This is a genomic window from Streptomyces sp. NPDC058295, assembly GCF_042880655.1.
In the GTDB taxonomy this organism is placed as follows: domain Bacteria; phylum Actinomycetota; class Actinomycetes; order Streptomycetales; family Streptomycetaceae; genus Streptomyces; species Streptomyces coriariae.
Genome location: NZ_JBHVYO010000027.1, coordinates 43,101 through 55,914 on the forward strand (window position 1 = coordinate 43,101; position 12,814 = coordinate 55,914).

6 protein-coding genes and 1 pseudogene are annotated in these 12,814 nt (G+C 67.3%); 5 read left to right on the top strand and 2 right to left on the bottom strand.

Annotated features, from left to right (window positions below; translation table 11 throughout):
* Nucleotides 1–572 precede the first annotated feature (572 nt).
* The 3 genes from ACFVYS_RS26915 to ACFVYS_RS26925 all read left to right on the top strand — a co-directional run bounded on the left by ACFVYS_RS26915 (nt 573) and on the right by ACFVYS_RS26925 (nt 8,132).
* A complete protein-coding gene (locus tag ACFVYS_RS26915; protein ID WP_389506001.1) occupies nt 573–1,952 on the top strand; it encodes an IS1380 family transposase in 1,380 nt (459 codons plus the stop codon).
* A 550-nt stretch (nt 1,953–2,502) separates the two neighbouring features.
* Nucleotides 2,503–5,868 (top strand): hypothetical protein, encoded by a 3,366-nt coding sequence (locus ACFVYS_RS26920; RefSeq protein ID WP_389506003.1) that lies wholly within the window; start codon nt 2,503–2,505, stop codon nt 5,866–5,868.
* On the top strand, nt 5,865–8,132 hold the full coding sequence (locus ACFVYS_RS26925) for a hypothetical protein (RefSeq protein WP_389506005.1): 2,268 nt from the start codon (nt 5,865–5,867) through the stop codon (nt 8,130–8,132). The genes ACFVYS_RS26920 and ACFVYS_RS26925 overlap by 4 nt, the downstream gene beginning before the upstream one ends.
* On the opposite strand, the gene ACFVYS_RS26930 is transcribed toward ACFVYS_RS26925, so the two are convergent.
* Nucleotides 8,059–8,433, bottom strand: a complete 375-nt coding sequence (locus ACFVYS_RS26930; RefSeq protein ID WP_389506007.1) for an ANTAR domain-containing protein — start codon at nt 8,431–8,433, stop codon at nt 8,059–8,061. The two genes, ACFVYS_RS26925 and ACFVYS_RS26930, sit on opposite strands and share 74 nt — an antisense overlap.
* A gap of 1,117 nt (nt 8,434–9,550) precedes the next feature.
* Nucleotides 9,551–9,841: a hypothetical protein gene (locus ACFVYS_RS26935; protein ID WP_389506009.1), complete on the bottom strand. Its 291-nt coding sequence runs from the start codon at nt 9,839–9,841 to the stop codon at nt 9,551–9,553.
* A gap of 426 nt (nt 9,842–10,267) precedes the next feature.
* Here ACFVYS_RS26935 and ACFVYS_RS26940 point away from each other — a divergent pair, with 426 nt between their 5' ends.
* Together ACFVYS_RS26940 and ACFVYS_RS26945 are read left to right on the top strand one after the other, a co-directional pair.
* Entirely contained in the window at nt 10,268–10,660 is a 393-nt protein-coding gene (locus tag ACFVYS_RS26940; protein ID WP_389506011.1) for a hypothetical protein, read from the top strand.
* A gap of 190 nt (nt 10,661–10,850) precedes the next feature.
* Nucleotides 10,851–11,613: pseudogene (locus tag ACFVYS_RS26945) on the top strand (IS5 family transposase).
* Nucleotides 11,614–12,814 lie beyond the last annotated feature (1,201 nt).

Below are 12,814 nucleotides of genomic sequence, written 5' to 3' on the forward strand. Positions count from 1 at the left end.
CGCCTGCCACCGCCCGGCCAGCGAGGACCGGACAGGGCCCCGCAGTCCGGCCCCGGCGGCGAGTGTCTCTGGGAGGTCTTCGACGCTGTCACTGGCCTGCGCCAGCATGCCCCGGCAGTCCCCGTCCCTGACCTCCGGCCAATTGTCTGACCCGCCGGGTTAGCCTCGGGCTTTCACGAACCGGGCGGTCCACGGCTTGATCACAGCTGCGAGAAGTACTCCTGACCAGCGGCATCGGGGCTTGCCGAGGGTCCGGTTGGGTGCGAGGAGAGAAGCACCCCTCAGGTGAAGCGGGCGTACCCCCTTGCCCCCGGGTACTCCCCGGTCGCCGTCGCGTGTCCGTCTATGCTCGCAGTGATGAGGTCGCCCGCACGGTAAAGAACGGGACCCGGGGTGCGGTCAGGGTCGTTTGCCTCATCACCATCGTGTGGTGGAATCCGCGTAGCCAACCTCGCGGAGTTACCCGAGCAGGTTGTCCGACGAGTGGCCCCAAGAGCAGAAAGTGCCCCTGACCAGCGAGAATGAGGATTGTCTGGGCCCTCGTTCCCGCGTCCGTCGGAGGCACTTTCCAGGTGAGTAAGCGTCTCGGGTTGTACCCGCGTGTCCGCGTCGAGGGCAGTGGCAACAGGGCCGTCTCGCAGGCCGGAGTGGTGCTGCTGGTCGAGACCGTCCGCAAGGTGGGGCTGGACACCACGATATCGGCGGCGCTGACGCCGTGGCGCAAGCCGCGGACGGTGCATGATCCGGGCAAGATCCTTCTGGATGTTGCCCTGGCCGTCGCGCTCGGCGGAGACTGCCTGGCCGACATCGGCATGCTGCGGGCCGAGCCGGCCGTGTTCGGCTCGGTGGCCTCCGATCCGACGGTCTCCCGTCTCGTCGACGCGCTCGCCGCGTCCGGTGCGAAGGCTCTTGCGGCGACCCGGGACGCACGCTCCGAAGTGCGGTCGTGGGTCTGGGAGTTGGCCGGTGGAGGCAGTCCGGCCGCCGACGGCCAGGTGATTGTGGACATCGACGGGGTGCTGGTCCTTGCGCACTCCGAGAAGCAGGACGCCACCGCGACCTGGAAAAAGACCTTCGGCCACCATCCGCTCGTCGCGTTCGTCGACCACGGCCCAGCCGGGTCCGGAGAGCCGGTGGCTGCCCTGCTGCGGCCCGGCAACGCCGGCTCCAACACCGCGAGCGATCACATCGCGACCGCCCAACTCGCCCTGGCACAACTGCCGAAACACCTGCGGCGAGGCCGGCAGACCTTGATCCGCACCGACTCCGCCGGCGGCACCCACGCCTTCCTCGACTGGCTCTCCAGGCCGGGCCGGTGGTTGTCGTATTCCGTCGGCATGACCATCACCGATGCCATCCACCAGGCCGTACTGAAGATCCCGAAGAAGGCGTGGACGCCGGCCTACGACGCGGGCGGCACCGAGCGGCCCGGCGCCTGGGTCGCGGAGATCACCGACATGCCCGACCTGAGCACCTGGCCGAAAGGGATGCGGCTGGTCGTCCGCAAGGAACGGCCGCACCCCGGCGCCCAGTTGCGCTTCACCGACCTCGACGGACTACGGCTGACCTGCTTCGCGACCAACACCAAGGGCGGCCAGCTCGCCGACCTCGAACTGCGTCACCGCCGCCGGGCCCGCTGCGAGGACCGCATCCGCAATGCCCGCGACACCGGCCTGCGCAACCTGCCCCTGCACGACACAGCCCAGAACCGGATCTGGCTGGAGATCGTCTCCCTCGCACTCGACCTCCTCGCCTGGATGCCCATGCTCGCCCTGACCGGCACCACTCGCCGCTGGGAACCCAAGAAGCTCCGCCTACAGCTGTTCTCCGCCGCCGCCCAGCTCGTCACCACCGCCCGCCGCCACTGCCTCCGCTTTACCACCCGATGGCCTTGGACCGACGAGATCACCCGGGCAATCGACCGGCTCAATGCCTTGCCGAGCCCCGGCTGACCAGCCACACCGACCACCCCAACGATCCGCACCACCACACCGGGAAAGTGGAACCCGGCGCCCACCCGACGCGACACTCGGGCCCTCAGCCTGCCCACCCTCAGCCACCGAAAGCCAAACGGTCCGCCGACTCCGTCGGCGGACCGTCAAGAAAGATCGAGGCTAACGCCCGAATCCCGTCACCGGACCGCGATGCCGCGGCTCAGCGTTTGCGAACACAGCGGCTCTGCGATACCACAGTGAGTAGGCCCCCCGTAGAGGTGTGCACCGACAGCAACGATGCAGCAGAACCGTGCCGACGGTGAACCGCGGAGCATGCCACTGCTGAGCCCGAGTCGCGGGCGCCCATCGGGTAGGCGATTCCATCCCGTAATCCGGTGGGAAACCGGTGAGGACCAAGCGTGGGATCGCCTCGCCTGCCGGACGAAGGGCCGCATCCTGACACGCTCCGATGATCCGGTGAATGTGAGGAGCCATGGTCACGACCACCACGGCACCCGAACGCAACACTCTACAGAGAGCCGCCGGAGCGCCGGCGACGCCGTTACAGGTGAACATCTCGCAGGTGCTCAGCCACGATCTGGTCACCGCGGACACGATCCCGGTCGACACCACCAGCGCATCTCCGGTGGGGGTCTTCGTCAATCCCACAGGCAGTGGCGTACTGGGCAACAACCGGACCGAGGCACTGGCCGTCGTCGCCGTCCAGGACTCGCAGACACCGCAGTTTGCGCACATCGCCGGCGACCCTTCGACGGACACCGGCTGGACGATGCGGACACCGTTCGGCGGGCTCGAAGCGGCCGAGGTCGCCGCCGGGGTCGCCTACCCGGACAGCCCGCAGGCCGCGGTCTTCGGATTTCTCTCCGACGGCGCCACGCTCCACACCAGCCGACTGCAGTCGGACGGCCTCACCTGGAGCGATCCGCAACCGGTCGGCGGCTCGTCGGTGTCCAACCTGCACACCGCCTACACGCCTGCTGGCCGTCTCGTGCTGTACGGGGCAGACCCGGACGGCAACCTGGCCACCTGCTACCAGCCCACGCCCGGCGGCACGTTCACCACGACCGTGTGCACCCTTCCCAGCAGCCTGGCCGGGGACTTCCAGCTCGTCCTGAGCGACGAGTCCAGTTGGACCCTGGTCGCCGACCTCGGTGGCGAACCCATGCTGGTGGTCGGCGTGCTGGGAGACCCCGAGGCCCGCCAGTCCTCGCTGCCTGAGTACCAGGGCACGCTGAAGCAGGTCGTGGTCGGCTTCTGGAGCGCCGCGGTCAACACCGCCGTCTTCGCCCTCGTCGACACCGACGACACCCTGAACCTGTGGGCCCAGTCCCCGTCCGTCACCGTGGTGCAGCCGCTCGCCGGACCCGCCCTGTCCACCGCCTCGGCCGTCGGGCACGTCTCCACCGACGGCACGCTGCACATCTACGTGCAGGACACCTCGCTCAACCTCTGGGTACTCCACCAAGACCCGGAGGTACCGTGGAACGACGACGGCACGCCCAACTGGTCGCCGCCCATCCCCTTGGACAACGGGATAGCCGGCGTGGCCAGTTCGGGCAGTCCCGCCGACGCACCGAGCCTGTTCGCCATCGACGCGGCCGTCGGGTCGCTGCGGCTGCACATGCAGGATCCGCAGACCCAGATGTGGCGCAGCGGCACGGTGCTGACCTCGTCCCCGAACGCCTACGAGGTCACCCGCTACCGCACCGAGGTCACCGTCATGGACGCCAACGGCGCGCCGGTGCCGCAGTACCCGGTGACCCTCGCGGCGGCGCAGGGCAGTTCGGCGTGCGAGCTGTCCTGTGGGGGCGTCACCGTAACCGTGGGCAGTGACCCGGTGGACCTGACCACCGACGCACTGGGCAAGGTCACCCTCGCCATGCTCACCACGGCCGGACTGGCCGCCCCCAGGTTGTCGCTGGCCGCCGAGGGACTCGCCGAGGCGGCCGTCGTGCAGCCCGGCTCGGGAGCGCTGACCTATCTGTCCGGGCAGGGCACGCTCAATCCGACGAATCCCGGAGGGCCGCTCCCGCAGTTCGACGCCGACGGGGCCACGCTGGCGGCGGCGCAGGTCGACGGTGCGCAACTGGCGCCGGGCGCCACTGACAGCACAGCCGGGGCCGCGGCGGCGGCCATCCGGAACACCGCCATGAGCGGTCTGGGCACCACGCCCTCCGGGGTGGCGGGATACCGGCTGCAGACCACAAGCCCGGGCGGCGGGGAGGCGGGGCCCCGGTTCACCATGCTGCACACCCCGGAGGAACTCGCCCGGGCGCTGGCCGAGGAGGGCGGCAGGCCAGGCAGTTTCTGGAACGACATCGAACGGTGGACCGGAGACGTCTGGGAGGGCATCAAGAACGGCCTGATCAAGATCGCCGACGTCGTGGTGAGCGCCATCGACCAGGTCGCCCGATTCACCCTGCAGATAGGCGAGGAGATCGCCGCGGGCATCACCCTGGCGGTGGCCGGGCTGGAACAGGCCGCGCACTTCATATCCGGCGTGTTCGCCTGGGTGGAGGCCGAGATCGACAAGGTGGTCAAGTGGCTCCGGGCACTGTTCGACTTCGGTGCCATCTGGCGCAGCAAGCTGGCGATCGAGAGCGCCATGAGTCAGATACCGTCCCTGGTGAAGCAGTTCACGGCGCACTACCAGAGCGCCGCCGACACATGGTTCGCCGAACAGAAGGAGGCGGTCGCGCAGGCGTTCGGCGCCGCCAAGGGCGCCGCGGGCCAGACGCCGTACGGCCAACTCCCTGCCTACCAGCAGCCGCCCCCGAGCACCACCACCGTCGTCGCGGGCGGAGCCACACCGGCCGACTTCTCCCAGAACGTCCATCACAACTGGCTCCAGGACAAGGTCGGGGCCCAGGCCCCTGATGACCCCGGCGTGGCCGCCTATCAGCCCGCGCAGGGCCCGTGGCAAGCCTTCGCAACGCAACTGTCGGACGCTCAGGGTGACTTCACCGGCGCGATGGCGGACCTCGCTGGCGCGCTGGAGACCCTGATCGAGCATCCGGAGCAGTTCGCCGGCCAAGGGATCGGCGACCTGCTGGCCGCGGTCGAGGGACTCGCCTTCACCGGGCTGGACCTCGCCGACGCGACGGCGGACGCCTTCGCCGGCCTCTGCGACGCCGCGATGGACGGGCTGAGCGATTTGCTCTCCCAGGAGCTGCGCTGGGGCCCGCTCAACACGCTGTGGCAGTGGATGGCCAAGGCCGCCGGGTACCCCGAGGACGGGCAGCTGACCGTCGGGGCGCTGACCGCGCTGCTCGCGGCGTTCCCCACGACCGTGCTGTACAAGCTGATCGAGGGCGTGGACACCGAACCCTTCCCGAGCGGCACCTTCTCCCCGGACGGCATCCTCGCCGGCACCGTGCCCCAGAGCTACCAGATCGCCGGGGGAATCCTCCAGGCCCTCTTCTTCCTCCCGTCCCTGGTGGCCGATCTGCTGGGACCCGACACCCCCTGGTGGCTCGGCCTGATCAGGATGACCTGGGCCGGCGCGATCTGGGCACTGTTCAACGGGCTGCCGTTCACCCAGATGTTGGAAGGCGGGGCGATCGCACTCGTCGCGCTGGTCCTCGTCATGCGGGCGGTGCCCATGGCCACGATCCAGCTGCTCCAGAAAGAGGTCGGGCCCAACGCCAGGGACATCGGTGCGGTCGTGATGACCCTGGTCGGCCTCGGGCGGCTGTGCGTCGGCGCGTACCAGATCCTCGAGGACGACCTCGACAGCGAGCAGATCGCCATCGTGGACCTCCTGCCGTTGCCCGGCATCTTCTCGTTCCTGAATTTCAGCGCCATTCGCAACAGTGCGATCGGACCGTACTGCGTGACCGCGAAATGCCTCATCGACTACGTGGGATACGTGGGCGGCGGATCACTAGAGCTCCTGGAAGCGACGGGACCATGACTCAGACGGCGAAGCGGAAAGCTGCACGGCCGCGGCAACCCGGCCCGCGGGGCGACGGCGGGCAACCCGATCTGCTGGGCTGGGACGCGGTGTGCGCCATGAACGCGGTGCAGATCTCGGCCGTGTTCCGTCAGCAGTACCTCGCGGAGGGGCCGACGAGCCCCGTACGCCCGATCCGGGTGGCGTTCCCCGACGGCGACGACCTCATGGTCGTCGACACCGTCCTTGGGCCGCCGGACTTCTCCTTCTCCGACGACGGCGACGAGCCGCAGTGCGAGTTGTCGATGTTCCTGGTGACGGGCAGGGTCCTGCGCGTCGACCCCGCCGCAGGAGTGGTGCGCAACGTTCTGCCGCTCGAACCGAGATCCTCGTGGCTGAACGGCCCCGTCACGCTCACCGGCATGCAGGGCACCGTCGACGACTCGCTCGGCCGAGTGGGGATCGACCTCGGCGCGGCCGCCTTCCAGCCCGTCATCGGTGGGATCGATCCCGAATCCGAAGTGCTCACCGCGATGAGTACCGCCCTGCAGACCTACTTCAGGACCCAGAGCACCAGCTACCCCCTCGGCGAGATCCAGAAGGGCCCGGACGGGCTGTCCGGCTGCCTGGCACCGTCCGAGTTCGACTTCGTCGTCCAGCAGAACCCCGACCTGCCCGGCGACGGCGCCGTCCTGCTGCTCATCAGGACCACTGGCAGCGGCGGAACCGTCGGCCCCCTGTCCCCCTACCCCCTTCCCGAGGGCGACACCGCTGCGCTACTGGTGTCCGGAGACCTCCTGTTCACCTCGTTGATCGCCCCCACCCTCACCCAGGAATTCAAGAACATCGGCACGACGTTCACCGCCGAGCAGCAGAGCGACGGCAGCTACCGGATCAACGGCTCGGGAGGCACCCTGGACCTGGGCGGCTTCCCGAATCCCTGGCCCGGCCAGCCCGACATCCCCTACACATCGAACGACAGCGCCGACTACGACGACGTCACCCTCCAGCCGGCAACCTTCACCCTGGTCAGCGACGGCACCGATCTCGTGTCGACCTTCACCTGCTCGTTCGAGCAGTACTTCTCCATGGCCCTGAACCCCCCGGCCCCGCCGAACGGGGACCCGGCCGAAGAGGTCGGCAAGATCGTGCCCGGATTCTCGGTCAACCACTGCGACCTCGACGGGACGGTCACGACGTCATACACCGCGAATGCCGACCCCACCACCGGCATCGTGAGCTTCGTCGGGCAGACCAAGTGCACGCTGACGCCGGACAACACGGGAAGCGGGTGGAGCAGCTTCTGGAGCGGCACCACGGACTTCCTGCCCGACGACATCCAGAGTTCCCTGGGGTCCGCCCTGCAGTCCGTCCTCCAGCAGGTGACCCTGCCCGACGTCGGCACCTTCGCCCTGCAGAACCTGCTCTTCCCCTCCGAGCAGGTCCTGCAGCTCACGGCCGTGGCCGTCCCCGGTGACCTGACCCTGACCGGCCAGGTGGAGTCCGTCCTCACCGTCAGCCCGCCCACCGTCACCCTCACCCCGACCGGGCAGCAGCAGTTCGGCGCCACCGTCGCCGGATCGACCACCGCGGTCGACTGGGAGGTCCAGCCACCGCTCGGCGCGATCGACCCGACCGGCTTGTACCAGGCACCCGACAGCGTGCAGCAGCCCGGCGTGGTGATCGTGACCGCGATCGACCAGGCGGACGGCTCTTGGGTGGGGCGCGCCATGGTGCTGCTGGCCCCGGCGCCGCCCTCATCAGACCGGATCGTCACGCCGACGGCGCTGACCCTCACCGCCGGACAGGGCTACGACTTCGTGGTCGTGGACTCCGACGGCTATCCGGTGGATGGCGTGGTCTGCACGCTCTCCCCGTCGGGCGTGGGCACCCTGGAGCAGGGCTGGGGCACCGGCCAGTGGATCTACACCGCGCCGGATTCCGTGACGCAGTCCCAGACGGTGACCATCAGCCCCGGCCCGTCCGGCGTGGCGGCGACCGTGCAGCTCGCCACCACGCCGACCGTCACGGTCACGGCGTCAAGCACGACGGTGAGCGCCGGCGACACCGTGACCCTCACCGCGGCCTCCGACGATCTCGACCGCTTCACCTGGTGCGTCTACCCCACCGGCATGGGCACGGTCGCCTTCACCGAAGGCACCACCACGGCCGTCTACACCGCACCGGCGACCGTCCAGGACGACCAGTCGGTCACCCTCCTGGCCTGGGGATCGGACAACGCGGTCGGCTGCGGTTGGTGCAGACTGACCCTAACCTCCAGCTGAGTCCGGCGCCGGCTGCAAAGCGTTCAGCCGCCCAGGGCTGCTGGCTGCGACGGGCTAGCCTCGCGCTTTCACGAAAGCGGGCTGTCCGGCAGGGTGATCGGTGCTGGGAGACCTCACGCAGCACCTCGAACCCCGTATGCGGTGGGATCCGGTGAATCGCGATGAGGACACCGATCGCCTGGTCGACCACCGCATGGGAACCGACCGCCTGCCGCAACTGAGCGATCTCCTGTTCCAGACGGGCCACCGCGGCATCACGCGTGCCGTCGGGCAGGGACCACTGGTCGCGGGAGGTTGTCATTCCGGGTCTCCATACAGGGGCGACGTTTCCAGTACGCCTGCCCCGGACCGGAACGGCAAGACACCCCCAGCGCCACGCGAAGATCCATAGGACGTGAAGAGGAACTCTTCGCCGACCATGGATGGCGAAGAGCCCGAGAGGCTGACTGCCCAACCCCTGCTCACGCGAGTCTCCCTCGCGCGGGCACTCACACCTGCCAGCCACCAGGCGGCCATCGCAAAGCGAGTGCTGATGCCGTCACGGGGATACGTACACGGCATCAGCACTACACACAGAGTGCGGCATTCACCCTTCGCGCACGAAAGAAGTCCTCCACCGAGCGTCGTCTGGATCGGCGTGACCGTGATAGATCAGCACTCAAGGCCTCGGGACCAGGCTGATCACCAACGCGGCGTACCGCGCATGGACAGCGATCACCGGGGTAGCCGGACCATCGCTGTGGGAAGGGCCGCCACGCCTGGGGAGGTCGACGCGGCCCTTCCCCATCACCCCGGACCCGCCCTGGACGCCCGCTGACTGACCCGGCCCGGCCGCGCCGCCAGTTCCAGCCGGCCGGCCTTCATGCGCCCCGACTCTGGGCGATGGACGGGTTGCGCGGAGGCGACCACCCACGCGCGCCCACCCACCGTCCCTTCCGTTGGGGTGTGCTGAGGGGGATGTCGGGATGCCGACCACGTAGAGAACGGCGTAGCAACCTGCGGATATGCAGGCGCGGGACCCCAGGTCACCTACCGCTGTCGCGGGGTTGTCGGCGGGGATATCTGCCTGGTCGGGGGCGGTGTTGTCGCACTGTGACCGTCGTCGGGTCCTGGTGGTCGGTGGTGTGGTCGGGGCCGGCTGATGCGCTCGGTCGTACGCGCGGTGGCGTATCAGGGCGGCACCAGACCGTGTGTATGGGAGTTGCTGACGATGACGAGAACGCGGGCGGTTGTGGAGGCTTGTGCCGGGGATCGGCTGGAGCAGCGGCTTGACCTTGCGGTCCGTCGTTTTGGTGTCGGGTGGGATCAGCTCGACGACGAGGAACAGGCCGTCCGCGTCGGCGACGACCAGCTCTGAGGGCAGGGTGACGTTGAGGGTCTTGAGGACCTCCGCTGGGGCGTACGAAGGCTGCTTCTCGCTAGCTGGTCTGGGTATTTTCTGGTTTCTTGTTCCGTTCAGCAGCTGCCTTTTCTCTCAATGCCACGAACTGCGATCCGGCTTCGGTCACACTCACATATTGAGAAAGGTTTTCGCCCTCAGGAGGTACGCTGCTGATTGAATGTACGCGAATGTATCCGATGTCGCGCAGATGTCGGAGCTCGCGTTCCAGCGCCGACCCCATCACGTAATTTCCGAAATTTCCGGAAGTCAATTTCTTTAGGTTTTCATACATTTGTCCGGACATGGTGTGAAGGAATAGCTTGGACACGGCGCCACCCAGCGCATCCACTTAATCCCGGCAGGTCCAGCTTCGAATGATGCACCCGACTCGATTCGCTCCTTCACCGGTTTCATAAATACAATCAGTGCCATTGTGGCGAAAATTACCCACAACCCTGTCTCGATGAGTGGCACGTAATCCTTCATCCGGCACCAATTCCTCTCTACATGATACCTTTCGATACGCCTTCCCTCACATGAATGACAACTAAACGCAATTTACCGATTTTGCCGCGCATGCCGCCAACGGTTACACAACGAAGTGGATCGGTCCTGACTTCCGTGCCCCTCGGGAGTCTGCTGACCACGCATCAGCGGGAACGTCAGCGATTGACCGGCGCGAATATCGTGGTGCCCTGCGGTGATGCCATCTGAGGGGTCACCGCGGGGAAGCCGGAACGGTGGTGAGGGTTCGATGCTGCGGGCGTTCCTCGAAGTCGACCGGGCGACCATGGGCCCCGAACGCCTCGCTGCCAAGCTCCGCGGCTACGCCCGCCTCCACCAGTACGTGCCGACTCCCGTGCGCCGCACAGCGGAGGCGGTCCAGGAGCAATGGCGGCGGCACTATCCGCTCTTCCCACGACTGCTGTTCGTCCTGGACGCCACCGGCCCCGTCGGCATCGACAGCCGGGTGCGTGCCCTGCACGCGGCCGACGTCGACCTCGCGGTAGCCCTGCTCCTGCGCGAGGTGACCGTGCTCGCCGCACCCATGACCGACCTCCTCCAGCACGGACCCGCCGCGGCTGTATGGCGCCCTATACGGGATCCCGAACGCCGGGTCGGATGGATGGACCCACAGACGCCATAGGCGGTGCGCATCAAGCGACTGCGCACCCGGGTTGGTCTACACAATGCCCCCGGCCACAGGCCCGACCACGAGGGACCGGGACCCCGAGCGTGGGGAGGCTGGCTTCTTTAGATGTCATCTCAATTGGTTGGGTAAGCTGCCGATTGTGGCAGGGATCGTTGAGCGGCTGGTGCCGGACGAGTTGTGGGAGATGTTCCAGCGGGTGGTGCCGGAGGCGCCGTCGCGACCTCAGGGCGGCGGCCGGCGCCGACACGGCGACCGCGAAGTTCTGGCCGCAATCGTCTTCGTAGCGACCTCAGGCTGCACGTGGCAGCAGCTGCCATCCGCATCGTTCGGTCCGTCAGGAGCGACGGCCCACCGACGCTTTGCCGAGTGGACGAAGGCCCGCGTGTGGGCAAAACTCCATCGCCTGGTCCTCGACGAACTCGGCTCTCGCGGCGACTTGGATTGGTCCCGCTGCGCGATCGACTCGGTGAACATGCGGGCCCTGAAAAGGGGGAGCTGACAGGCCCGAATCCTGTGGATCGGGGCAAGTACGGCTCGAAAATCCACCTGATCACCGAACGGACCGGTCTGCCCCTGTCCGTCGGAATCTCCGGGCGAACCTGCACGACAGCCAGGCCCTGATCCCCCTGGTGAAGGGCATACCGCCGATTCGCTCCCGGCGCGGACGCCGGCGGCGCAGGCCGGCCAAACTCCACGCCGACAAGGGATACGACTACGACCACCTGCGGCGATGGTTACGCGGACGCGGCATCCGGCACCGCATCGCCCGCAGAGGCATCGAGTCCTCGACTCGTCTGGGCCGCCACCGCTGGACCATAGAACGCACCATGTCCTGGCTCGCCGGATGCCGCAGACTGCACCGCCGCTACGAGCGCAAAGCCGAGCACTTCCTGGCCTTCGCCAGCATCGCCTGCACTCTCATCTGCTACCGCCGAATAACCAAATGAGATGACGTCTTACCGGACGGGGACAGGGTTTCCGTCTCCGTCCGCATACCAACTCCTCCAGGTCCAAGCCTGGCTTCGAAGACCTCGCCGCCGAACTGGCCACAGACGGCTTCGCCTTGCTGTACCGCCAGATGCTCAACCAGCGCGTAGGCCCGGTCCTCACCGCCGTCGTGGACGAGACAGTGGCCGGCGCCATCGGGCCCATCGAAATCCGGCCCGACGCCATCGCCGTCCCCCAGCTCATGCCCCAGCACGTCGGCGTCCGCAAAAAGTACCGGGCGACCCGGGCTCGGCAGACTCCTGTGGCAAGCAGCCATGCACTGGGGCCAGACCCACGGCGCCGCATACCAACTCCTCCAAACCGAAGTCGGCGGCCCATCAGACAACTTCTGCCGCGCCGAAGGCCTCACCACCCTCAGATACACTACAAAGGCACTGCTGACCAGCAGGCCGAGCGCTCACACACTCCCGGCCAGGACAAAAACAGCTCATCCCACGCCACGCACCTTGGTCGCCGACCGAGGTGCTGCGGGTCGGGGCACCCCGCAGGGGCAGGGATACCCCCCGAGGGCACCGGCCTCAGCTGTGCTGACTCGTCGTTCACGTACTCACAACATCACGAACGGCCGAATCGTCAGACCAGCGCACCTCAACAAGATCGTGTTACGAGCTATTAGTCAATCGATCAGAAAATTTCAGGTGGACTGTTTCCGAAACCCGTCACCATGTCGTCAAGGCATGCAATTCAAGGCCCCAAGAATGTTCGGCCGACCGCGGACACCTGCGATCGCAACGAACTCGAATCCGATAAAGCAAATTTTCGACCGAGCGGCAAAATTCATTCCGCCACGAGCGGGCACACCCGCACCCAAGGCGCAGGGCGCGTCACGAAATACGCATTCCGTGCATGTCGCCAGAATTCACCATCAAGACCAAATAATACTCGACCAGGCCCACTGCTGACTTTCCGTCATAATCCTTCCACTCCAGGCTGATTACCCTTCCCGCAGGGCCGCATCGGACTTCTGCAGTCGTTGTCAAGAGTCCTTGCTCGGATCGAATCGCATGGTTAGGGTGTGCTCCGAATGGAGAATCGGCCACTTCGTGGCCGATTGCACAAGCCCGGGGGGGCATCGCAGATATAGAGCCGTGTTGCGCTTTCTGGTCGCCGCGTCGACGACCGGAAACGCTTTCGAGTCGA